Origin of the sequence: Bradyrhizobium genosp. P, from assembly GCF_049949265.1 — a bacterium.
Classification (GTDB): domain Bacteria; phylum Pseudomonadota; class Alphaproteobacteria; order Rhizobiales; family Xanthobacteraceae; genus Bradyrhizobium.
Window position 1 is genome coordinate 7,816,581 of the sequence record NZ_CP188195.1, and the last position, 20,780, is coordinate 7,837,360.

The 20,780-nt window shown below is 64.3% G+C and carries 22 protein-coding genes; 7 read left to right on the top strand and 15 right to left on the bottom strand.

Annotation, left to right across the window (positions count from 1 at the left end; genetic code table 11):
• Nucleotides 1–3: 3 nt before the first annotated feature.
• A complete protein-coding gene (locus ACP2YO_RS37570) occupies nucleotides 4–384 on the bottom strand; it encodes an acyl-CoA thioesterase (protein ID WP_426443409.1) in 381 nt (126 codons plus the stop codon).
• A 196-nt stretch (nucleotides 385–580) separates the two neighbouring features.
• Here ACP2YO_RS37570 and ACP2YO_RS37575 point away from each other — a divergent pair, with 196 nt between their 5' ends.
• Nucleotides 581–2,032: a short-chain fatty acyl-CoA regulator family protein gene (locus ACP2YO_RS37575; RefSeq protein WP_426436100.1), complete on the top strand. Its 1,452-nt coding sequence runs from the start codon at nucleotides 581–583 to the stop codon at nucleotides 2,030–2,032.
• A gap of 6 nt (nucleotides 2,033–2,038) precedes the next feature.
• Here the strand turns inward: ACP2YO_RS37575 and ACP2YO_RS37580 are convergent, their stop codons facing one another.
• From ACP2YO_RS37580 to ACP2YO_RS37590, 3 genes are all read right to left on the bottom strand, one after another.
• Nucleotides 2,039–2,293, bottom strand: coding sequence for a DUF3551 domain-containing protein (locus ACP2YO_RS37580; RefSeq protein WP_426436101.1), 255 nt, complete (start codon nucleotides 2,291–2,293; stop codon nucleotides 2,039–2,041).
• Nucleotides 2,294–2,561: 268 nt separating this feature from the next.
• Nucleotides 2,562–2,942: a hypothetical protein gene (locus ACP2YO_RS37585; RefSeq protein ID WP_426436102.1), complete on the bottom strand. Its 381-nt coding sequence runs from the start codon at nucleotides 2,940–2,942 to the stop codon at nucleotides 2,562–2,564.
• Nucleotides 2,943–3,126: 184 nt separating this feature from the next.
• A complete protein-coding gene (locus ACP2YO_RS37590; RefSeq protein ID WP_426436103.1) occupies nucleotides 3,127–3,963 on the bottom strand; it encodes a metal-dependent phosphohydrolase in 837 nt (278 codons plus the stop codon).
• A 228-nt stretch (nucleotides 3,964–4,191) separates the two neighbouring features.
• On the opposite strand from ACP2YO_RS37590, the gene ACP2YO_RS37595 reads away from it, so the two are divergent.
• From ACP2YO_RS37595 to ACP2YO_RS37605, 3 genes are all read left to right on the top strand, one after another.
• Complete coding sequence (locus tag ACP2YO_RS37595; RefSeq protein ID WP_426436104.1) at nucleotides 4,192–4,407, top strand: hypothetical protein; 216 nt, start codon at nucleotides 4,192–4,194, stop codon at nucleotides 4,405–4,407.
• A 158-nt stretch (nucleotides 4,408–4,565) separates the two neighbouring features.
• The gene (locus ACP2YO_RS37600) at nucleotides 4,566–5,354 is read left to right on the top strand and encodes an ATP-binding cassette domain-containing protein (protein ID WP_426436105.1); all 789 of its coding nucleotides are present in this window, start codon (nucleotides 4,566–4,568) and stop codon (nucleotides 5,352–5,354) included.
• Complete coding sequence (locus ACP2YO_RS37605; RefSeq protein WP_426436106.1) at nucleotides 5,351–6,910, top strand: ABC transporter permease/substrate-binding protein; 1,560 nt, start codon at nucleotides 5,351–5,353, stop codon at nucleotides 6,908–6,910. Before ACP2YO_RS37600 ends, ACP2YO_RS37605 begins: the two co-directional genes overlap by 4 nt.
• A gap of 118 nt (nucleotides 6,911–7,028) precedes the next feature.
• Here the strand turns inward: ACP2YO_RS37605 and ACP2YO_RS37610 are convergent, their stop codons facing one another.
• Together ACP2YO_RS37610 and ACP2YO_RS37615 are read right to left on the bottom strand one after the other, a co-directional pair.
• Entirely contained in the window at nucleotides 7,029–8,741 is a 1,713-nt protein-coding gene (locus ACP2YO_RS37610) for a sulfatase-like hydrolase/transferase (RefSeq protein WP_426436107.1), read from the bottom strand.
• Between the two features lie 156 nt (nucleotides 8,742–8,897).
• Nucleotides 8,898–9,611, bottom strand: coding sequence for a TetR/AcrR family transcriptional regulator (locus tag ACP2YO_RS37615; RefSeq protein WP_426436108.1), 714 nt, complete (start codon nucleotides 9,609–9,611; stop codon nucleotides 8,898–8,900).
• A 99-nt stretch (nucleotides 9,612–9,710) separates the two neighbouring features.
• On the opposite strand from ACP2YO_RS37615, the gene ACP2YO_RS37620 reads away from it, so the two are divergent.
• Nucleotides 9,711–10,331, top strand: coding sequence for a hypothetical protein (locus ACP2YO_RS37620; RefSeq protein ID WP_426436109.1), 621 nt, complete (start codon nucleotides 9,711–9,713; stop codon nucleotides 10,329–10,331).
• A gap of 26 nt (nucleotides 10,332–10,357) precedes the next feature.
• On the opposite strand, the gene ACP2YO_RS37625 is transcribed toward ACP2YO_RS37620, so the two are convergent.
• Together ACP2YO_RS37625 and ACP2YO_RS37630 are read right to left on the bottom strand one after the other, a co-directional pair.
• Complete coding sequence (locus ACP2YO_RS37625) at nucleotides 10,358–10,591, bottom strand: hypothetical protein (protein WP_426436110.1); 234 nt, start codon at nucleotides 10,589–10,591, stop codon at nucleotides 10,358–10,360.
• 28 nt (nucleotides 10,592–10,619) lie between these two features.
• Nucleotides 10,620–11,036 carry a lysozyme inhibitor LprI family protein gene (locus tag ACP2YO_RS37630; RefSeq protein WP_426436111.1) on the bottom strand — a complete coding sequence of 139 codons (417 nt, stop codon included), beginning with the start codon at nucleotides 11,034–11,036 and terminating at the stop codon, nucleotides 10,620–10,622.
• Nucleotides 11,037–11,183: 147 nt separating this feature from the next.
• On the opposite strand from ACP2YO_RS37630, the gene ACP2YO_RS37635 reads away from it, so the two are divergent.
• Both ACP2YO_RS37635 and ACP2YO_RS37640 read left to right on the top strand, forming a co-directional pair.
• Nucleotides 11,184–12,230 carry an adenylate/guanylate cyclase domain-containing protein gene (locus ACP2YO_RS37635; RefSeq protein WP_426436112.1) on the top strand — a complete coding sequence of 349 codons (1,047 nt, stop codon included), beginning with the start codon at nucleotides 11,184–11,186 and terminating at the stop codon, nucleotides 12,228–12,230.
• A gap of 177 nt (nucleotides 12,231–12,407) precedes the next feature.
• Nucleotides 12,408–13,514 carry a DUF2336 domain-containing protein gene (locus tag ACP2YO_RS37640; RefSeq protein ID WP_426436113.1) on the top strand — a complete coding sequence of 369 codons (1,107 nt, stop codon included), beginning with the start codon at nucleotides 12,408–12,410 and terminating at the stop codon, nucleotides 13,512–13,514.
• Nucleotides 13,515–13,702: 188 nt separating this feature from the next.
• Here ACP2YO_RS37640 and ilvC read toward each other — a convergent pair whose 3' ends face one another.
• The 7 genes from ilvC to ACP2YO_RS37675 all read right to left on the bottom strand — a co-directional run bounded on the left by ilvC (nucleotide 13,703) and on the right by ACP2YO_RS37675 (nucleotide 20,624).
• A complete protein-coding gene (gene ilvC, locus ACP2YO_RS37645; protein WP_426436114.1) occupies nucleotides 13,703–14,722 on the bottom strand; it encodes a ketol-acid reductoisomerase in 1,020 nt (339 codons plus the stop codon).
• 150 nt (nucleotides 14,723–14,872) lie between these two features.
• Nucleotides 14,873–15,484, bottom strand: a complete 612-nt coding sequence (locus ACP2YO_RS37650; RefSeq protein ID WP_426436115.1) for a LysE family translocator — start codon at nucleotides 15,482–15,484, stop codon at nucleotides 14,873–14,875.
• Between the two features lie 7 nt (nucleotides 15,485–15,491).
• On the bottom strand, nucleotides 15,492–16,385 hold the full coding sequence (locus tag ACP2YO_RS37655; protein ID WP_426436116.1) for an EamA family transporter: 894 nt from the start codon (nucleotides 16,383–16,385) through the stop codon (nucleotides 15,492–15,494).
• A 45-nt stretch (nucleotides 16,386–16,430) separates the two neighbouring features.
• Entirely contained in the window at nucleotides 16,431–17,126 is a 696-nt protein-coding gene (locus tag ACP2YO_RS37660; protein ID WP_426436117.1) for a class I SAM-dependent methyltransferase, read from the bottom strand.
• Nucleotides 17,127–17,129: 3 nt separating this feature from the next.
• Nucleotides 17,130–17,672, bottom strand: coding sequence for an acetolactate synthase small subunit (gene ilvN, locus ACP2YO_RS37665; RefSeq protein ID WP_426436118.1), 543 nt, complete (start codon nucleotides 17,670–17,672; stop codon nucleotides 17,130–17,132).
• A 24-nt stretch (nucleotides 17,673–17,696) separates the two neighbouring features.
• Nucleotides 17,697–18,695 (bottom strand): threonine dehydratase, encoded by a 999-nt coding sequence (locus ACP2YO_RS37670; protein ID WP_426436119.1) that lies wholly within the window; start codon nucleotides 18,693–18,695, stop codon nucleotides 17,697–17,699.
• A 153-nt stretch (nucleotides 18,696–18,848) separates the two neighbouring features.
• Nucleotides 18,849–20,624, bottom strand: coding sequence for an acetolactate synthase 3 large subunit (locus ACP2YO_RS37675; protein ID WP_426436120.1), 1,776 nt, complete (start codon nucleotides 20,622–20,624; stop codon nucleotides 18,849–18,851).
• Nucleotides 20,625–20,780: the final 156 nt, after the last annotated feature.

Sequence of the window (20,780 nt, forward strand, 5' to 3'; positions counted from 1 at the left end):
CGCTCAAGTCAATTGAAAGGCAGGCTGCGGCGGATCGGCCACGTCGCCCATCGCGGTCGGGCGGCCGGCATCGTCGACCGCCACCATCTCGAAACTACCGCGAACGACCGACCGCCGTTGCCCGCTGATCGGATTTTCCCGGATTATCTCGACGGCGACCGTCATCGAGCTGCGGCCCTCACGCTCGACGCGCGCAATCACCTCGACAAGCTCGCCGACCGCGATCGGTTCGGCGAATTCGATCTTGTTGGAGGTCGCCATCACGACATTGCGGCGGGCCCGGCGCACCGCAGCGATGAAGGCAGCCCGGCCCATCAGGCTCAGCGCATTGCCGCCGAACAGCGTCCCGTAGTGGTTGGCGCGATCCGGAAAGACAACATCCATTAAGCGTGTCTCGCCAGCCGGCCCCGGGTCGTCGCGCACAGCGGATAAATTCATTCTGTTCGGCTCCGGACCCTTGCCATTCGGCCATAACTTCGCAATATCCACCTCGCCGGCCAGTTGAAAATGGCTGAAATTGTGGAATTTTGTGTAAGAATTCAAACCTTTTTGCAAAGTTTGCAAAGTCGAGGACGAGCCAATGAAGAAGACATTCATGGGTGTCCGCCTGAGGCGACTGAGAGAGGAGCGGCACCTGACCCAGGCCGCCCTCGCAGCCAAACTCAACATCTCGCTCAGCTACCTCAACCAGCTCGAGAACAACCAGCGGCCGCTGACGCTGCCGGTGCTGCTCGCGTTGAACAGCGCCTTTGGCCTCGACGTGCAGTCATTCTCCGAGGACGATGAAGCGCGGCTGATAGCCGACCTGCGTGACGTCCTCGCCGATCCCGCACTGGGCGAGACCATCTCGACCGCGGAGTTGCGCGAACTTGCGATCAACATGCCGGCGGTCGGCCGCGCCCTGATCGGCCTGCACCGCCGCCATCGCCAGGCGGCCGAACAGGCCGCGACGCTGGCCGCACAACTCGGCGAAGACCGCCAAGCCGAAACCGTCCTGCTACCGTCGACCCCCTACGAGGAGGTCCGAGATTTCTTCTATGCGAACAACAATTACATCCCCCGGCTGGATGAGGCGTCGGAGGCCCTGTCGTCCGAACTCGCGCTCGCACCGGGCGCCATGGCCAACGGTCTGACGACCTATCTCGCGCGCGAGCACAAGGTGTCCATCGTCATCGATCCCGACGCCACCGGCACGCAGCGCCGCTTCGACCGCAGCGCCAATATTCTGCATGTCTCGCAGCGGCTGCAGCCGGGACAGTTGGCCTTCCAGCTCGCGACCCAGGTGGCGATGCTGACCTTCGATCGCGACGTGACCGAGCTCGTGAAGGCGTCGCGATTCAGCAGCCAGGAGGCAGAAAGCCTGGCGAGAATCGGTCTCGCCAACTACTTCGCCGGCGCGCTGATCATGCCGTACCGACGGTTCCTGGCGTCGGCTGAGCGGCTTCGCTACGACATTGGGCTGTTGGGCGAGGAGTACGGCGTCGGCTTCGAGACCGCATGCCACCGGCTCAGCACGCTGCAGCGGCCTGCGGCGCGCGGCATTCCCTTCTTCTTCATTCGGGTCGATCGCGCCGGCAACATCTCCAAGCGCCAGTCGGCGACCGATTTCCACTTCTCGCGCATCGGAGGCACCTGTCCGCTCTGGAATGTGTACGAGGCGTTTGCAAGCCCAGGCAAGATCCTGACCCAGATTGCGCGCATGCCCGACGACCGCGTTTATCTGTGGATCGCGCGAACCGTCACGCACAGTCCCGGCGGCTACGGCTCCTCGGGCAAGACGTTCGCGGTGGCGCTGGGCTGCGATCTCAGGCACGCCGAGCAGATCGTCTATTCGCGCGGGCTCGACCTTGCGAGCCCCGAGAGCGCGACGCCGATCGGGGTGAGCTGCAAAGTCTGTCAGCGGCGGGAATGCCCGCAACGCGCCTTCCCGCCGATCGGACGCCCACTCAATGTCGACGAAACGGTTTCACGCTTCGCACCCTACGCCGCCGCACCGGACGCAACGCGTCCGGGTCCGCATCGGCGAAATTGAGGGGTGTCAGCGGTGACGACGCGTCCGGCGTCGCGGCGGCGGACCTGCGTAATAGGGGTTGACCGAACACATCGCTGGACGGCCCGACGCCGTCGCCTGGCATTGCGGTATCGAGGTGAAACTGCAATCGATGTAGTTTCCGCCGAACGAACCGCCATAATAGTGCATGCATACCGGATAGTTCGGATCGTAGGCTTGCGCACCGGCGGGTCCGGCGAATGACACGCCAAGGGCCGCGATCGCATAAAGTTTCCAGCGCATCGGATTCTCCGTTGTTCGGACCGTTTCCTCCAACGGCCGGAATTAGTCAACAGGCCGGCTGATCAAAGCGGCGAGATGCGGATGCGCGCGGTCAAGTCATAGCCGTCGCGCTACTGCTGATCGCCCGTCGCCGGCCTGTCTTCGTCTTCTCCGAGGCAACGGATGATGAAGGCGATGGTGTCCCGCGGCAGCACTTGCGGGCCTTGAGGCGGCATTCGATCTGCGCGATCTGGCGTGCCCGCTGCCGGTCGCTCGGCAACGAGGCCTGTCACAGCCGGCGCAGCCTGATGGGCGAGCCATCCGACTCGAAGCTCAATTCGTACTTCTTGCCGTTCCGGTCGGTGGCGGCGCAGGTGATGCTGGACACTTGCCGCGTCACGAAGCTTCCGATCTGGCGGCACGAGCCGGTCGACATCTCGACCTGCGGCACCGGCAGGCCATCGACCCTCGGCCGGTCGCGCGACTTGAGCAGCATGCGGTCGACCGAAGCCTCGAACAGATTGTCCTGGGTCCGCTCGGCGCTCTCACCGGAGAACGAGACGATGTGGCTGTTGTCGGCGGGGTCGTCGAGCACGACGGTAAATTCCGAACGGCCGCGCAAATTGTGGAAGTAGGCGACTGCCTTGCAGGTGTAGCTTCGCCAGCGCATACAAATCGACATCGTAGACCGGCCCGGACAGGGCGAGTGCAGGCCAGCAGCCGATCGCGACCGCAATCAGCCACGCGAAACGGGATGTCATACCGGCACGACGGCGATTGCAATCAAGAGGCAGGCGCATGGCCCAAGGTCGCCGATTTGCATCGACCGCGCAACCCGGTGAGACAGCCAAATATCAGCTCTGCGGACCGGACAATCCGATCTCGCGTTCCGCGCGAAACACGTTGCTGTAGAGATTGGCGATCCACTGCCGTCCGCTCGCCGTCATATTGAGGTCGCTGATCGCGCCGTGAATGTGCGGCGCCACCATGTTCCAGTAGAACTGGGGATAGCGATCGACGATGTCGGCCGGCGATTCGTAGCCGAGTTGGCGGTTGACGCCGACCTCCTCGAACTCGTGATAGAGCGCGTTGGCTTTCCTGATGTAATTGGGATCGCCGAGCTGGCCGATGAAATCGGCGGCGCGGACAATCGCCGCTTCATCGTCATATTGCTGGCCTTCCGACGCCGGAAACCTCGTGCCCTCGATGTTGCGCGCGACCCGCTCGCGGTCGAGTGGAATCACGGCCTGCAGCCGGTCCAAAACGTAGAGCTTGGACCGGTCGACATGATAGAGCATCAGCCCTGCGTCCGACGAACCGCGCGGCAACGCCACCTTCTTGCCGGCGGCGTCGATGACGTAACCGTCGGGACCGTCGCCCTTCAAAAGGCCGCGAACATAGCCGATGTCGTGGGTCAGGCAGGCGATGATCGTATGCGTGTAGTCCTCTGCGGTGACGTGGGTACGCAACGCGCGGCCGCACATGATGTCATGCCCGGCGAGCGTGACCAGCATCGTATGTTCGACATTGTGGTAGAGCGCATCGCTGTTGCCGATGCATTCCAGGGCAATGCGGGCGGCGGCCGGCAGCAATTCGCCAAAGCGTGCTTGCGACGCCCCGAACGTGCGGCTCACATGCGTGGCGAGAAACTTCTCCAAGGCGGTTGCCGCCAATTCAGGTAACGTCATCATCGATGCAGCCCCGACAGCGCAACGTTCCTCGCTGGTCCCGATCTCACGTCGTAGTTGGGCACGGACTATAGCGCATCCGCAGCCGTGCGGCTACGCGCAGCCGGTAGCCATAATCCAGGCCAAGCAGTATTTTCCCGGAACGACTCACGACGAGGCCGTGGGCTGATAATGGCATGAACCCTGCATAAATCGAATCAGACCGGGTTATTCCTATCGATAAGGGCCGTCATGCTCGTTACGCTCGTCGCGATTCTCTGCAATTCCCAGCTCTGCATGGAGAAAGTCGTCACCACCAGCGATCAATCCGGCATCACCATGAGTGCCTGCGCCGTCAATGCGCAAATCGGCATCGCCGACTGGCTGGCGAACGGGCCGTATCACGAATGGCGACTGCAGAGCTACAAGTGCATCATGGGCAAATACGTGCCCAAGAACGATGTGTGATGTGCTCACAGGCGGGCCGGTACGGGCCGCCGTCCTGACAAGCATCTGACCGGATCAGCAACTGCGCGACCGCGGGACGGCGCCTTCGGCTCGAGTCAAAGCGGCTTTTATGGGTTATCACTGTCGTTGATGATGGTGAACCTTGAGGCCGCTCCGCAATGCCCGCAACGCCGCTGATCGCCTATGTGCATGTCGGCAAGAGTTTTGATGGCGGCCGCGTGCTGGCGGTCGACGATGTCTCGCTCGACGTGGCCGAGGGAGAGTTCCTGGCGATCGTTGGCGGCTCGGGCTCGGGCAAGACCACGCTGCTCAGACTTGCCAACCGGCTGATCGAAGCCGACCGCGGCCAGATCGCGGTCGAGGGTGAGGATGTCAGCGGCATCGACCCGATCCTGCTGCGGCGCCGCATCGGCTATGTCTTCCAGAGCGGCGGGTTATTTCCGCACCTGTCCGTCGCGAGCAATATCGGCATCACGCCAAGGCTTCTGGGCTGGCCGCAGCCGGAGATATCGGCGCGGGTCGACGAGTTGCTCGACCTCGTGCGGCTCGACCGCGCGCTGTATCGCGACCGGCTGCCGCATGAGCTCTCCGGCGGCCAGCGCCAGCGCGTCGGCGTGGCCCGCGCGCTGGCAGCCAGGCCGCGGATCGTGCTGATGGACGAACCGTTCGGCGCCCTCGACCCCCTCACCCGCGACGCGCTCGGCGACGACTATCGCTCGCTGCATCACGAGCTTGGCCTGACCACTGTGATGATCACCCATGACATGACGGAGGCGATCCTGCTGGCCGATCGTGTCGCCGTGATGCGCGCCGGCAAGCTGCTCGCGCAGGGGACGCCGGCGGAGCTTTTGGCCAGCACCGAGCCTTACGTCGGCGAACTCATGCGCACGCCGCGGCGGCAGGCCGAGCGGCTGGGCGCGCTGCTCCCGCGAGACGATGCGGCATGAGCCTGTTCGCCGATACCCGCTGGAGCGAGGCACTTGGACATTTGCCAGATTATCTCGGCAATCATGTCCGCGTCAGCCTCGCCGCGCTGGCACTCGGGCTCGCCGTCAGCCTGCCGCTGGCGATCGTCGCCCGCAACCGGCCGCTGCTGCGCGGCGCGCTGCTTGGGCTTGCCAGCGTCGTGCAGACGGTGCCGGGCCTCGCACTGCTGGCGCTGTTCTATCCGCTGCTGCTGGCGCTCGCGGCACTGACTGGCGCATGGTTCGGTTTCAGCTTTTCGGCATTCGGCTTCCTGCCGGCGGTGCTGGCGCTGGCGCTCTATTCGATGCTGCCGGTGTTGCGCAACACCATCACGGGACTTTCTGGCGTCGATCCCGCGATCCTGGAGGCCGCCGAGGGTGTCGGCATGACACCGCGGCAGTCGTTGTTCACGGTCGAGCTGCCGCTGGCGCTGCCGGTGATGATGGCGGGCATCCGCACCGCGGCGGTGTGGGTGATCGGCACCGCTACGCTGTCGACGCCGATCGGCCAGACCAGCCTCGGCAATTACATCTTCGCGGGATTGCAGACCCAGAATTGGGTATTCGTGCTGTTCGGCTGCCTCTCCGCGGCCGTGCTCGCACTGGTCGTCGACCAGTTGCTGGCGCTGATCGAGAACGGCCTGCGCAACCGCAGCCGCACGCGGGCCGGGCTTGGCGGCCTCGGCATCGCCGCCCTGATCGCGGCCACGCTGTGGCAGGCGAACGCGCGCCCACATGCAAGCTACGTCGTCGGCGCCAAGACCTTCACAGAGCAATATGTATTGTCGGCGCTGGTCGCCCAGCGGCTGCAATCGGCTGGACTATCCGCCACGACGCGCGCAGGCCTCGGCTCCAACGTGATCTTCGATGCACTCGCCACCGGCGACATCGACGTCTATGTCGATTATTCCGGCACGCTGTGGGCCAATCAATTCCACCACACTGATATCAGGCCGCGTGCCGAGTTGCTGGGCGAGCTGAAGGCCACGCTGGCGAAGCAGAACATCACCCTGCTCGGCGAGCTCGGCTTCGAAAATGCCTATGCGCTGGTGATGCCGCGCAAGCGCGCCGACCAGCTCGGAATCCACTCGATCGCCGACCTCGCGTCGCGAACGCCAAGCATGGCGATCGCCGGTGATTACGAATTCTTCTCGCGGCCGGAATGGGCGGGCATCCAGAAGGCCTATGGGCTGTCGTTCCGCGCCCAGCGGCAGATGCAGCCGGATTTCATGTACGCCGCGGTCGCTTCCGGTGAGGTCGACGTCATCGCGGGCTACACCAGCGACGGGCTGATCGCGAAGTACGACCTGGTTGCGCTCGAGGACAGCAAGCACGCGATCCCGCCCTATGACGCGATTATGCTGCTGTCGCCGCGGCACCGCGACGATCAGGCGCTGAAGACGGCGCTGCAGCCGCTGCTCGGCAAGATCGACATCGCCGACATGCGCGAGGCCAATCTGCGGGCGTCGGGCAACGATGCGTCCTCATCGTCCGACGCCGTGGCGCGCTGGTTGTGGGAGAAGATCGGCGGGAAGTAGCTCGGCTGCCGTAGGACGGGCAAAGCGAAGCGTGCCCACCCTCAAGAGCACGTCGTGAATGGTAGGCACGGCGCAAGAGCGCCTCTGCCCACCCTACGGATCATCGCAACGACCGCGTCTAAAGTCCCTTGATCATGCCGGCATCGATCAACAGCCGATTGAAGCGGCGGGCTTCGGCGCCGTCCATGCAGGAATAGAAACTGCCGTTGCAGCGGAGCATGATAGCCTTCTGCTCCTCGAACGACGGATCGAGCGGAATGCCGGCGGCTTCCTGGATCACCAGCGGCAAGTAAGCGGCGTCGATCGTGTCCATCACGGCCGGGCTCTTCACCGGCTCGAAGTTGACGGCGTCGATCGCGTAGTAAGTCGCGTAGTAGCGCGGGTCATATGCCATGAGCTTCTTGCCGATGCCGGCCTCGTCGAGTTCAGGATCCAGCAATTGCGGCGAGAATTCCGGCTGATGATCGCCGTAGCGCACGATCAGAAACGGTTGCGCCGGAAACTTCTTCTTCAGCGCCGCGATGAAGCCGGCATAGTCGTTGGCGCTCATGGTTTGCCGGCGCAGATATTCGTCGATCGCAGGCGCGTTACCCGGCCGCTTCCATGACGGCAACAGGTCGGGCCGAAATTTCGTCTCCCACGGGAAATGGTTGGCCGCGAGATAGACGAAGGTGAACAGCGGCGTGCCCGGCGTGTTCTGCTCAGTCATCAGGCTCACAGCCTTGTCGTAGAAGAAGCTGTCTGGCTCGACGTCCTTGGCGTGCAGGTCGTGCGCATCATAGAAATGCTGGATGCCGGTGGTGGCCTGGAAGCTGCCCGCGCTCATGAAGGCGCCGAATGCCGGATACAGCGAAAGCGTATCGTAGCCGCAGCGGCGCAGCGCCAACGGCAGGCCGCGCTCGACGCGGCCTGAGGCAATGCGGGTCACGAAATAGGAAAAACGACCGAACGAACGCGACGACAATCCAGCCAGCACGTTGTACTCGGTGAACCAGCTCGGGCCGCCATTGCTCTCGGCGAGGAATCTCCGCTCCACGCCGTCATACGACTTGAACTGGCCGCCATAGCCCGGCGGCACCTTGACGCCATCGGCGGCGCGAATGTCGAAGCTCGACTCATCATGGATCATGATGATGTTCGGCCGCCGGCCGGCAGGATGGCAGGCATCGACCAGCGGTACCTTCAGTCGCTCATTCACGCTCGCATCCGACTCCATGAAGCCGTAGCTGACGAAATCGGACACGGCGGTGACGCCGGAGCGCGCGAACTTCGAGAGATAGCCGTCGTCATAGTAGCCGCGCCAGGCCTCATCCGGCCAGGCGACGGCATAGGCCGAGAGCGCCGCGGTGCAGGCAAGGAAGGCCGCGGCGGCCGGCAGGCGGCGGATGCGAAACGGATCAAGCCACCACAGCGCGTACATCAGCGGCAGCGTGACGAAGCCGGCGCTAATGATCGACCAGCGCAGGTTCGGGAAGATCGTGAGCAGGAAGGCCGCGGTGTCGCGGTCGATGACCATCAGGTCGACGAAGTTCGCGGTCATCTGCACCACGTCGTGCTTGAACCGCGACAGCAGCACCAGGACCACGACCATCGTTAGCGACAGCGCGCCCGACAGCGCCGGCCTGCGGAACAGCGCGATGAACAGGAAGTTCAGGATTCCCCAGGTGAACAGGAAACAGAGCCGCGAGCCGAAATCGGTCTCGGTCCGCAGCATCAGGATCAGCGCACCGAAATGCGGCGCGGCGACCGCCATCAGACGCCAGATGCCGATGGCGACGAGGCCGCCGGCTAGCGCGGCAACGGATGAATTTGGCTGTGGCGCGGGCGCCATGGGTGAGACGCAATACGACCCGGCGCAATACTAAGGCCTTGGCTGGCAGCGGCCAGGAGACGCACGGCGCAGCCGGAGCCTGCGCCGCGTCACAAAACCGTAGTGGAATTGTCATGAACGCGCAATGAACCACGCGGCCGCCCGGCGCTACGCGCGTTAAACTTTCGCAGCAGAGGCCGCGCGATTTGCAATGCCCGCGATGAAGAGATCGATGATCCCTGCGGCCGTCGGCTCGACCTCCGCATCCGTGACGCCCCAGCGCGGCAAATGGCCGTCGATATGCATCCGCGCGAAGCCATAGACCAGCGCGCGGCCGGCGATCTGGACCTGCTTCAAGTCGCCGGCGCGGAGCTGGCCGGCCGAAAATGCTTCCGCCAGCAGGCGCTCGGTCAGGGCGATCAGTTCGGCATTGTCGCTGGTCACAGCGGCCGACCGCTCATGCTCGAAGTAACGGCGGTTGGAGATGATTTCGAAATGGGTTGGGTTGTTCATCGCCCAGCGCAGATAGGCCATCCCGAGCCTGCGGAAGCGGGCCAGGGGATCGTCCAGCGGCGCGTCTGCGAGCACCGCCTCGATCTCCGCGCGGAAACGGCGCTGCGCCTCCTCCGCCACCGCGTTCATGAGGGCGTCCCGGCTCGGAAAATGCCGGAACGGCGCCCCTGGCGAGACCCCGGCGCGGCGGGCAGCCTCGCGGACGCTGACGGCCTCCGGCCCGCCCTCGCCGACCAGTTGCATGGCGGCGTCGATCAGGACGCGCCGGAGGTCGCCGTGATGATAGGGCTTCGCCGCCGGCACGTGCCCGGCAGCCGGGCGCTTGGCCTTTCGGGATCCGGACGGTGAACGCGTGGCGGGGCGGCGCATCCGGGACATCTAGCATCACCCGCTTGTGAATGTAAGCGCTGATTACACGGATTGACCGCGCGTCACTGCGTCATGTAACTGATGATTACATTGGCGCGGGAGATGGACATGCCGATGCGTCGAAACTGGTTCGAGGGCTGGCGGCTGTTCGCCCTGCTCACGCTCACCCTGATTGCGCTTTCGATCTGGATCGCCGGGATGCGGCAGTTCGAGGTCGAGGGGGTGCGGATGATGATCCGCTTCACGGCGCGAACCTCGCTGCTGTTCTTCTGCCTCGCCTTTTCGGGGGCGGCGCTGGCCCGGCTATGGCCGAACGCCTGGACCCGATGGCAGCGCCGCAACCGCCGCTACCTTGGGGTCACCTTCGCCGCCTCGCATGCGATCCACGCGGTCGCGATCGTCTGGTTCGCAAAAATCGATCCGCAGGGCTTCGCGGGCGCGACCTCGGCTGCGTCCTACATCTTCGGCAGCATCGGCTACGCCTTCATTGTCACGCTAACCGCAACCTCGTTCGACCGCACCGCGGCGATGCTCGGCCCACGTGCCTGGCGCGCGCTGCATCTGACCGGCGGCTACTATCTGCTGCTGCAGTTCACGGTGTCGTTCGGCAGGCGGATTCCCGAGATGCCGCTCTACGCACTGTTCCTGATCCCGCTCGCCCTTGTGTTCGCGCTGCGGATGGTCAGCATGGCCGCGCGGCCCGCACCGCGTCCGGCGCAGGCGGGCTAGGCCCGCAAGCGGGGATGCATCCGGCGCTAGATCAGATGAAATTTGCGGCCAAGCTGGCGATGTATCGACATGACGGCACGGTCGACGTCGCTGATCAGGCTGTCGCCCAGCACAACGTTCGGGATTTCCCAGTTGCGGCCGCTTCCCGCATGCGGCAGCGCGGCAACCATCGCCACGCGCGCCGTCTCGCATCCGGGATGGGCGCGCAACGCATCGTCCGCAAGGCGGGTCAGTTCGTCCAGGCTCTTTCCGTCGGTCATCACCATTGGCGTGACATCGGAAGATGGCTCACTGATGGCCGAGATTTTCCAGCTCCTTGGCGCGCGCTTCCGTCATGTTGCGCATGCATTCGCCCGCATCGATGCGGGCGATGGTGCCCTCGCCCAGCCCGTAATAGAGGCAATTGGCGTCACGATACTGGACCCATAACCGTTGCGCGGCACGCAACTGTTCGCCCTGCTTCTCGCCGGCATCCTTGATCGCCTGCTGATAGGCGATATTCATCCGCTTGTCCCACTGCGCGGTCTTGGCCTTCAGGCACTCGACCATCTGAAATGTGCTGCCGTCGCAGGATTGTTCGGGATCCCTGTCGTCGCCGGCCTGCGCCGACGAGGCGAGGACCGCAATGAAGGCGGCGGCGGCCAGCCGTTTTGTGGTAAGCTGGCCGATGCCGGTAAAGATCCTCATGATAACAGCAGATCTCATGTCGCCTCGCCTTGCTCTGGTAGGTAGCGCATGTGGCCCAACCCCACATTAGTGCAACGGCGGCGGTCTCCGTTCACTTCCTGACCATGGCGGGCGACCGCTGGCCTTCCTGATCCGCGCAGGATATCTCAGGGGCATGGAGGGATCATGCGGCACACGGTGAGGCCTGCGATCGTTCTGGCCATCTTCGGCCTGCTCATCGGCGGGCTGTTTCGTTATGTCTTCGACGAAGCCAGCGAAGCATCCGCCACAAACTATGTGCGCAGCGCCCTGGAAGGCGCCGCTCTCACCATGATCGTCTGGGGCACGCATGTCTTTTTGACCGCCCGCGGCGGCGGCTGGTTGCGACGACAGCCGCTCATCGTCGAGCTGATCGCCCGATCCGTCATCATGGCCATGGTCGTTGCGGTCGCGACGATGGCGCTGGAGGTTATTCTTTACGGCCATGGCATCGAGGCGAAATGGATCGGCGAGAGCTTTCCAAAGATCATCGGCATCACACTCTCGCTGTCGATCCCGATCACGATGATCTACGAGCTGATCCGGATGATCGGCGGCCGGACGCTGCTCAATGTCATGCTTGGCCGCTATCGACGCCCGGTTCGCGAGCAACGCGTGTTGCTGTTTCTCGACCTCGTCGGCTCGACCACGCTCGCGGAGAAGATGGGCGAGCTACGCGTGCAAGAGCTCCTGACGCGCTTCTTCTCCGATATCGATGAGGCGATCGTGTCGCATGGCGGCGAGGTCCACGCCTATGTCGGCGACGAGGTCATCGTGACGTGGCCGGTCCTTGCCGGCCAGCCATCGCCGCGCTGTCTCGACTGTGTGTTCGCGATCGAGGAGCGCCTTGCTCACCGTGCCGACTACTATCGCAAGGAATTCGGCGTCGTACCTGCGTTCCGTGCCGGGATCCATGCCGGTCCGGTTGTCGTCAGTGAATGCGGGAATTCGCGGCGGCAAATCGCCTATTTCGGCGACACCGTGAATGTCACCGCGCGGCTGCAGGGGCATTGCAAGGAGGCGGGTCGGCCGCTGTTGGTATCAGGCGAGTTGCAGCGCCTGCTCGCGGCGGACCGGCGCCTTGCCATCGAGGCGCTCGGTTCGACGCAGCTCCGCGGACGCTCCGCGCCGATCGAGGTGTTTGCTGTCTCCCGACACCCGGCAGCCTCGACGCACCGACAAGCCTCGTCCTAAACAAACTCTTAAGAAGCCCGGCCGCGCGCAAAAGCGCGAATTGAATCCTATCCGGTCGCCGCCCGTTAAGGATGCGATGCACCCGTATTGGCATCGGGTTCCAGCTTAACGCAGGTGTAAGACCAGGCGCGGCATGTTCCACGCAGGTGTCATCCAACAACAACAGGCCGCCCATCAATGGCGCAACAGCCGGCACAATCGATCATTGCCGAACTTGAAGATGCAGTCCGGGACGGGACGACCGCCAAGCGCGTGCAAACGCTGCGGCGGGTCACCGACCTGTTCCTGAACGACGGCGACCGCCTCAACGACGAACAGGTCAAGGTGTTCGACGACGTGCTCTGTCTCCTGATCGCGCGTGTCGAAACGCGAGCGCGGGCGGAGCTCAGCAAGCGCCTCGCGCCACTCGACTACGCGCCGTTCGAGGTGATCCAGTCTCTCGCCTGGGACGACGACATCAGCGTCGCCGGCGACGTGCTCACCCATTCCAGCCGCCTCTCGACCGAGGCGCTGCGCGAGATCGCCAGCACCAAGGGACAAGAGCATCTGTTCGCGATCTCGGCCCGCGACAACCTGCCAGAGGCCGTCACCGACGTGATCGTCGACCGCGGCGAAGACAAGGTGATCCGGCGTCTGGCCAAGAACGCGAGCGCGCAGTTCTCCGACGACGGCTATTCCAACATTGTCGCCCGCGCCGAGGGCGACGACGAGCTGGTGGAAATCCTCGGGTTGCGCATCGATCTGCCAGCCAAGCTGTTGCGCGAGCTGTTGCGCCGCGCCAAGGATGCGGTGCGCGCCCGCCTGCTTGCGCTCGCGCCGCCCGCGGTGCGCAACGAGATCCAGAACGTGCTGAACGACATCGCCCAGGAGGGCGGCGCCGCACCGCGCCGCAATTACGGCGTCGCCGAAGAGCTGGTCAAGCTGATGAAGCAATTGAGCGAGCTCGACGACGCGGCGGTCTACAAATTCGCCGAAGCCGGCAAGTTTGACGAGGTCACGGTCGCGCTCGCCGTCCTCAACGACATGCCGATCGAGATGATCGAGCGGCTGATGCTCGGCCCCCGTTCCGATCTCATCCTGATCCCCTGCCGCTCCGCCCGCCTGAACTGGCCGACGGTCGAATCCGTCCTGCGCAACCGGCCGATGTCGCACCCGGTCGACGAAGTGACGCTCAAGATCGCGGAGCGCGACTACCGGCGGCTGTCGCTGGAAACCGCACAGCGTACCGTGCGCTTCTGGCAATTGCACAACAGGCTCGAGAAGCAGCCGATGGCTGCCGGGTAGCCGGCGCCGCATTTTCATGACGCTACAAACGAAAGGGTGAGCCAGGCGCAAAAGCCATGCTCACCCTTCGGTATTTTGACTGTGTAGGGTGAGCAAAGCGAAGCGTGCCCACCACCACGAACCGCGCAAGGAATGGTGGGCACGGCGCAGGAGCGCCTTTGCCCACCCTACGAGTTCGGCGTACGAACTCAGTTCTTGGTCTTGTCGACCAGCGCGCCCTTCTTGATCCACGGCATCATGTCGCGGAGCTTGGCGCCGACTTCCTCGATCGGATGCTGCGCGAGCTTGGCGCGGGTCGCCTTGAACGAGGTCTGGTTGACCTTGTTCTCCAGCATCCAGTCGCGGGCGAACTTGCCGCCCTGGATGTCGGCGAGAACGCGCTTCATCTCGGCCTTGGTCTCCGCCGTGACGATGCGCGGACCGGTGACGTATTCGCCGTATTCGGCGGTGTTGGAGATCGAGTAGTTCATGTTGGCGATGCCGCCTTCATAGATCAGGTCGACGATCAGCTTCACTTCGTGCAAGCACTCGAAATAGGCCATCTCCGGCGCGTAGCCGGCCTCGACCAGCGTCTCGTAGCCGCCCTTGATCAGCTCGACCAGCCCGCCGCAGAGCACCACCTGCTCGCCGAACAGGTCGGTCTCGCACTCTTCCTTGAAGGTGGTTTCGATGATGCCGGCGCGGCCGCCGCCGATCGCCGAGGCGTAGCTGAGGCCGAGATCATGGGCATTGCCCGAGGAGTCCTTGGCGATCGCGATCAGGCAGGGCACGCCGCCGCCGCGCTGATATTCGGAGCGCACGGTGTGGCCGGGGCCCTTCGGCGCGATCATCAGCACGTCGAGGTCGGCGCGCGGATCGAGCAGGTTGAAGTGGACGTTGAGGCCGTGCGCAAAGACGAGCGCCGCGCCCTTCTTCATGTTGTCGTGCAGGTGCTCGCGATAGATGTCGCCCTGCAATTCGTCCGGGGTCAGCATCATCACGAGGTCGCCCCATTTGGCGGCCTCGGCGACTTCCATCACCTTGAAGCCGGCGTTCTCGGCCTTCTTGGCCGAAGCCGAATCCTTGCGCAGCGCGATGGCGACGTCCTTGACGCCGGAATCCTTCAGGTTGAGTGCATGGGCGTGGCCCTGGCTGCCATAGCCGACGATGACGACCTTCTTGCCCTTGATCAGGTTCAGGTCGGCATCGCGATCGTAGTAAACTCGCATCGTGTTTTCCTCGTTTTAAAGGGGGCCAAAATCGGCCGATGGTCAGGCTTTCGGAAGGACGAAACCGCCGGGCGCCCGCGAATTTCCGGCGTTGTCTAGAGCATTTTCCCCGTCAGGGGAAACCCCCATCTCGCATGGCGCGGTGCGGCATCATGCGTCCATGAAGACGGGGTAGAGCGAGGCCAGCAACAGGATGGCCATCACCACGTTGAAGACACGGATCGCCCGGCGCGAGGTCAGGACCGGCCGCAGCGCAGTGCCGAACATGGCCCAGGCGGTGCAGGAAACGACTCCCAAGATCAGGCTGAAACCAACCTGGATCGCGATGTTCCAGGGGAAAGCGGCGATCGCCGCATAGGCCGTGATGGTGCCGATCACCATCACCCAACCCTTGGCATTGATCCACTGGAACATGGCCGCGCCCCAGAAGGTCATCGGGCCGCGGCCGGGCTTTGCATCCTCCGGGTCGGCCGACGGCGGCTCGGCCACGGCGATGACGACGGCGAGATAGACCAGATAGGCCACGCCGGCATATTTGAGGATCGTCTGCAGCACCGGGTAGGCAATGAAGATGGCGCCGAGCCCGACGCCGACCGCGCCCACCATGAAGGCGAAGCCGACTGTGATGCCGGCGATATGCGGCACCGTACGGCGCAAGCCGTACGTCAGCCCCGAGGCCAGCAACATGATGTTGTTCGGACCCGGCGTGAAGTACATCACGACAGCAAACGCGACGTAAGCCAGCATCAATGAATGCGACATGGTCCCCTCACACGACTTTCGGCAGAGCCTTTTGTGGCAAAGCCTTGGGCCGCTTCGACAGTAACATTGCGGCGATGCCCCCGACGACGGTGATCATGCCTGCCAGCCGCAGCGGTCCGAATTTCTCGCCGAACACGATGCTGGAGGCCGCCGAGCCGACGAACGGCACCAGCAGCGCAAACGGCACCACCTGCGCAGCGGGATAGTCCCGCAACAGCCGGCCCCACAGCCAATAGGCAATGCTGGTCGAGATAGCGCCGACGAACAGCATCGAGACGATGCCGGCTGGCGACAGATGCGACAGCGCATGCCACGTCAGCCCGGCCCCGAGGGTCACGAGCGACAGGATAAACAAAGGTACCGCCGCGCACAGACAGAGCCAAGCGAACAGGTCGAACATGCGCGCGCCCTGCGCCGGCCGCAGCAGCAGGTTCCCGATCGCGAACGAGATCGGCGAGATCATCAGGATGGCGAAGGCCGCGATGCTGAAGTCGTGCCCCACGGTGCCGCAGATCATCAGCAGACCGATCGCCGCGATGGCGATGCCGACCGCCTGCATCCGCGAGGGCAATTCGCCGAACAAGACGGCGGCAAAGCCGATGGTGAACAGAGCCTGGCTCTGCACGATCACACTAGTGAGCCCGACCGGCACGCCACGGGCAATTGCAATGGACTGCGCGAGAAACTGGCCGAGGAACAAAGTGAGGCTGATTCCGATCAGAAGCGGCCACGATACCTGTCTCGGCTTGCGCAGGAACAGGCACGGCACGGCGGCGATGCCGAAGCGTAGCGCAGTCATCAATTCAGGCGGCAGCTCGTCGAGGGCGACCCGGCTTGCGACGAACGCAAGCCCCCAGATCACCGCGACCATGACGGCGATGCCAACATCAGCCGGCTTCATTGTCTTTCTTCTTTTGGTTCCGTTTCGGTCAATTCGATTTGGCGTCTAGATCTGCTCGTCCGGCTTCGGTTTGCGCAGCAGATAGGTGCCATGCAGCGGCGCGTGATAATCGGCGGTAACAAGCGTGAAACCGGTCTCGGTCAGCATGCGCTCCATCACCCAGCCGAACGTGGAGTATTCGTCGCGCATGTGGGTCACCACGCTGTCGCGCTCGAAATCGTGGTTTTTGATCGAGAAATCGGCCCAGCCCTCGACGTCGCGGTCGACGCCGTCGGGCATGCTGACGAACACCATGTCGCGCAGATAGAAGTTGGCGCCGGGCTTCAGCGCGTTGAAAATCCGTGACATTGCCACGGCTTTCCAGAAGTCCGGCAGATGGTGCAGCGTGAACTCGCTGACGATCAGGTCATAGGAATTCGGCTGATAGGCGAAAGAAAGCAGGCCGGCCGGCTGGGTCCGGATCGGCGCTTTGCGGTCACGGGCGTAGATTTCGGCAAGCCCGAGCATCGCCGGCGAGATGTCGATGGCGTCGACCTCGGCCCCCAGCAGCGCAGCTTCGGTCGCCAGCACGCCGTTGCCGCAGCCGATGTCGGCGACCCGCCAGCCCGGCTTGACGCCGAGCGTGGTCAGCGCCTGACGGGCGCGGCCATCGCTGTCATCGTGGCGGTCATAGATCGAGGCGACCGCGGTATCGAGACCGACCTGCCGCCGTTGCGTGTAGTACCAGTCGCGCGCCAACATGATTCACATCCCTTCCGGCCCGCGCGTGATCGCGGCCACCCCGGTTCGTGACACCTCGACCAGGCCCAGCGGGCGCATCAGGTCGATGAATTGATTGATCTTGGCCGAATTGCCCGTGATCTCGAACACGAAGCTCTCGGTCGTGGCGTCGATCACCCGCGCTCGAAACGCGTCCGCCAGCCGCAGCGCCTCGACGCGGTGGTCGCCACCGCCCCTCACCTTGACCATCGCAAGCTCCCGCTCGATCGCCTGTCCGGTCACCGTCATGTCGACGACGCGATAGACCGGGATCATGCGGTCGAGCTGGTGCTTGATCTGCTGGATCACCATCGGCGTGCCCGTGGTGACGATGGTGATGCGCGAGAGGTGTTTCTGGCTCTCGGTCTCCGAGACGGTGAGACTTTCGATGTTGTAGCCGCGGCCGGAGAACAGGCCGATCACGCGGGCGAGCACGCCAGGCTCGTTCTGCACGAGCACGGACAGCGTGTGCGTCTCCTTGGGATCGTGGCGCTCTTCGAGGAAGTAGGCGGATGCGGGCTGGTTCATGGTCGTCCCCTTACAGGCTCATCATCACGCCACCGCCTGCCCGGCGGCCGGCTTGGCATCCGTTTTGGCATCCGTTCCGACCCAGGTGCGGAACAGATCGAAATCGATATTGCCGCCGCTCAGAATCAGGCCGACCCGCTTGCCGGCGAGCCTGCCCTTCTCCTGCAGCGCGGCGGCGAGCGGCGCGGCGCCGGCGCCTTCGGCAAGGTTGTGCGTGTCGGTCCAGTAGGCGCGGATCGCGTGCCCGATTTCGTCGTCGGTGACCTGCACGATGCGGGACACGCCCTTGCGGATCAGCGCGAACGCTTCGGGATCGGGAATCCGCGTCGCCATGCCGTCGGCGCGCGTGTTGCTGGTCTCGGTGGTCACGATCTTTCCGGCCGCCAGCGACAGCGCGTAGGACGGCGCTTCGGTCGACTGCACGCCGACGATCTCCGTCTTCAGACCGAGCAGGTCGCGCGCCATGATGCAGCCGGAGATGCCGGAGCCCTGCCCGATCGGCACATAGAGGATGTCGATATCCGGCGCGGTCCGGAACAGTTCGAGCGCGTAGGTCGCGACGCCCACGACCAGATCCGGATGGAACGACGGCACCATGTGCAGCCCGGCGAACTGGGCGCGGCGCTCGGCTTCTTCGCGCGCGGCCTGGAAATCCTCGCCATGCTCGACCAGCTCGGCGCCGAAGGCCCGCATCGCGCGGTTCTTCTCGACCGAATTGCCTGATGGCACATAGATCACCGCCGGCACGCCGTGGCGGCTGGCAGCGAAGGCCAGGCTCTGGCCGTGATTGCCGCGCGTCGCCGAAATGATGCCGGGCACATTTGGCCGCTCGCGCTTCAGCCGTTCGAGATAGACCAGGCCGCCACGGACCTTGAAGGCGCCGATCGGCGTGTGGTTCTCATGCTTGACCACGACCCGCGTGCCAAGCCGCTCGGCCAGCAGCGGCCACGCATACGCCGGTGTCGGCGGCACCGCGGTGCCGACGATGGCGTGCGCGCGTTCGAGTTCGTTGAGGTCAAACATGTTGGCCAATCCTGGATTCTCGCTCTCTCCTGTCATCCCCGCGAAAGCGGGGATCCAGTATTCCAGAGACGCCTGAGTGCAATCGAGACGCCGCGGCGTACTGGATCGCCCGGTCAAGCCGGGCGATGACAGTGGAATGTGTGCCAGCCATCATCACACCAGCGCCTTGCCGCCGGCGAAGGCGGTTGCGGTGGCTTCATCGGTTGCCTCTTCCGGCAGCAGCATCTCGTTATGCGCCTTGCCCGACGGGATCATCGGGAAGCAGTTCTCCAGCGCCGCGACGCGGCAGTCGAACAGCACCGGGCGCTTGACCGAGATCATCTCCTTGATCGCGCCATCGAGGTCGGCGGGCTTGATCGCCTGCAGGCCGACGCAGCCATAGGCGTCGGCGAGCTTGACGAAGTCCGGCAGCGCCTCCGAGTAGGAGTGCGACAGGCGGTTGCCGTGAAGCAGTTGCTGCCACTGCCGCACCATGCCCATGTACTGGTTGTTCAGGATGAAGATCTTGATCGGCAGATCGTGCTGGACCGCCGTCGACATCTCCTGGATCGTCATCTGCACCGAGGCGTCGCCGGCAATGTCGATCACTAGGCTGTCGCGATGCGCCACCTGCACGCCGACCGCGGCAGGCAAGCCATAGCCCATGGTGCCGAGACCGCCCGAGGTCATCCAGCGGTGCGGCTCCTCGAAGCCGAAGAACTGCGCGGCCCACATCTGGTGCTGGCCGACCTCGGTCGTGATGTAGGTGTCCTTGCCGCGCGTCAGCTCGAACAGGCGCTGGATCGCGTATTGCGGCAGGATGATATCGTTGTTCTTCCGGTAGGACAGCGAGTTGCGCGCGCGCCATTGCGCGATCTGCTGCCACCACGCCTTGATGTCGGGTTTCTTCGCCTCCGCCTTGAACACCTGCAGCAGGTCGCCCAGCACGTTGCCGGCGTCGCCGATGATCGGCACGTCGACGCGGATGTTCTTGTTGATCGAGGACGGATCGATGTCGATGTGGATCTTCTTCGAGCCCGGCGAGAACGCATCGACGCGCCCGGTGATACGGTCGTCGAAGCGCGCGCCGACGCACAGCATGACGTCGCAATCATGCATGGACATGTTGGCTTCGTAGGTGCCGTGCATGCCGAGCATGCCGAGCCAGTTCGGGCCGGAAGCCGGATAGGCCCCCAGCCCCATCAGGGTCGAGGTGATCGGGACGCCGGTCGCCTCGACCAGCGCGCGCAGCGTTTTCGACGCCTCCGGACCGGAATTGATAACGCCGCCACCGCTGTAGATCACCGGGCGCTTCGCGGCCGCGAGCAGCGCCACGGCCTTGCGGATTTGCGTCGCATCGCCCTTCACGCGCGGCGTGTAGGAGATGTGCACGTCCGACTTGCGCGGCGGATGATAGGTGCCGGTCGCAAACTGCACGTCCTTTGGCACATCGACCAGCACCGGCCCCGGACGGCCGGTGCTCGCGACGTAGAAGGCTTCATGCAGCACTTTTGCCAGGTCATTGACGTCACGCACCAGCCAGTTGTGCTTGGTGCAGGGCCGCGTAATGCCGACCGTGTCGCATTCCTGGAAGGCGTCGTTGCCGATCAGGTGCGTCGGCACCTGGCCGGTGATGCAGACCAGCGGAATCGAGTCCATCAGCGCATCGGTCAGCGGCGTCACCATGTTGGTGGCGCCGGGACCCGAGGTCACCAGCACCACGCCCGGTTTGCCGGTCGAGCGCGCATAGCCTTCGGCGGCGTGGCCGGCGCCCTGCTCGTGGCGGACCAGGATGTGCTCGACCTCGCTCTGCTGGAAGATCTCGTCGTAGATCGGAAGCACCGCACCGCCGGGATAGCCGAAAACATGCTGCACGCCGTGATCGATGAGCGCGCGCACGATCATCGCGGCGCCGGTCATCTGATTGGGGTCGTGGCTCTTGTCGTTCATGGTTCGCTCCGGATGCGCTTGGTTTGCGCGGCTTCTGTTGGTTTCTTCTGTCGGTTTCTTGCAGTTCTGGCTCGGGCAATAAAAAAGGGCCCCAGAGGCCCCATGCACACCGCCCGAATTTGGATGGCCGCTAGCCATCCCCGGCGGTGTGCCTGG

Bases quoted from the DNA above. Each gene is read 5' to 3' on its own strand.
- ACP2YO_RS37595 (WP_426436104.1), top strand. From the start codon at position 4,192: ATGCTCGTTACGCTCGTCGCGATTCTCTGCAATTCCCAGCTCTGCATG.
- ACP2YO_RS37610 (WP_426436107.1), bottom strand. From the start codon at position 8,741: ATGGCGCCCGCGCCACAGCCAAATTCATCCGTTGCCGCGCTAGCCGGC.
- ilvC (WP_426436114.1), bottom strand. From the start codon at position 14,722: ATGCGAGTTTACTACGATCGCGATGCCGACCTGAACCTGATCAAGGGC.
- ACP2YO_RS37635 (WP_426436112.1), top strand. From the start codon at position 11,184: ATGCGGCACACGGTGAGGCCTGCGATCGTTCTGGCCATCTTCGGCCTG.
- ACP2YO_RS37615 (WP_426436108.1), bottom strand. From the start codon at position 9,611: ATGTCCCGGATGCGCCGCCCCGCCACGCGTTCACCGTCCGGATCCCGA.
- ACP2YO_RS37640 (WP_426436113.1), top strand. From the start codon at position 12,408: ATGGCGCAACAGCCGGCACAATCGATCATTGCCGAACTTGAAGATGCA.
- ACP2YO_RS37590 (WP_426436103.1), bottom strand. From the start codon at position 3,963: ATGATGACGTTACCTGAATTGGCGGCAACCGCCTTGGAGAAGTTTCTC.
- ACP2YO_RS37670 (WP_426436119.1), bottom strand. From the start codon at position 18,695: ATGTTTGACCTCAACGAACTCGAACGCGCGCACGCCATCGTCGGCACC.
- ACP2YO_RS37655 (WP_426436116.1), bottom strand. From the start codon at position 16,385: ATGAAGCCGGCTGATGTTGGCATCGCCGTCATGGTCGCGGTGATCTGG.
- ACP2YO_RS37580 (WP_426436101.1), bottom strand. From the start codon at position 2,293: ATGCGCTGGAAACTTTATGCGATCGCGGCCCTTGGCGTGTCATTCGCC.
- ACP2YO_RS37585 (WP_426436102.1), bottom strand. From the start codon at position 2,942: ATGCGCTGGCGAAGCTACACCTGCAAGGCAGTCGCCTACTTCCACAAT.
- ACP2YO_RS37625 (WP_426436110.1), bottom strand. From the start codon at position 10,591: ATGACCGACGGAAAGAGCCTGGACGAACTGACCCGCCTTGCGGACGAT.
- ACP2YO_RS37650 (WP_426436115.1), bottom strand. From the start codon at position 15,484: ATGTCGCATTCATTGATGCTGGCTTACGTCGCGTTTGCTGTCGTGATG.
- ilvN (WP_426436118.1), bottom strand. From the start codon at position 17,672: ATGAACCAGCCCGCATCCGCCTACTTCCTCGAAGAGCGCCACGATCCC.
- ACP2YO_RS37600 (WP_426436105.1), top strand. From the start codon at position 4,566: ATGCCCGCAACGCCGCTGATCGCCTATGTGCATGTCGGCAAGAGTTTT.
- ACP2YO_RS37605 (WP_426436106.1), top strand. From the start codon at position 5,351: ATGAGCCTGTTCGCCGATACCCGCTGGAGCGAGGCACTTGGACATTTG.
- ACP2YO_RS37570 (WP_426443409.1), bottom strand. From the start codon at position 384: ATGGATGTTGTCTTTCCGGATCGCGCCAACCACTACGGGACGCTGTTC.
- ACP2YO_RS37620 (WP_426436109.1), top strand. From the start codon at position 9,711: ATGCCGATGCGTCGAAACTGGTTCGAGGGCTGGCGGCTGTTCGCCCTG.
- ACP2YO_RS37675 (WP_426436120.1), bottom strand. From the start codon at position 20,624: ATGAACGACAAGAGCCACGACCCCAATCAGATGACCGGCGCCGCGATG.
- ACP2YO_RS37630 (WP_426436111.1), bottom strand. From the start codon at position 11,036: ATGAGATCTGCTGTTATCATGAGGATCTTTACCGGCATCGGCCAGCTT.
- ACP2YO_RS37660 (WP_426436117.1), bottom strand. From the start codon at position 17,126: ATGTTGGCGCGCGACTGGTACTACACGCAACGGCGGCAGGTCGGTCTC.
- ACP2YO_RS37575 (WP_426436100.1), top strand. From the start codon at position 581: ATGAAGAAGACATTCATGGGTGTCCGCCTGAGGCGACTGAGAGAGGAG.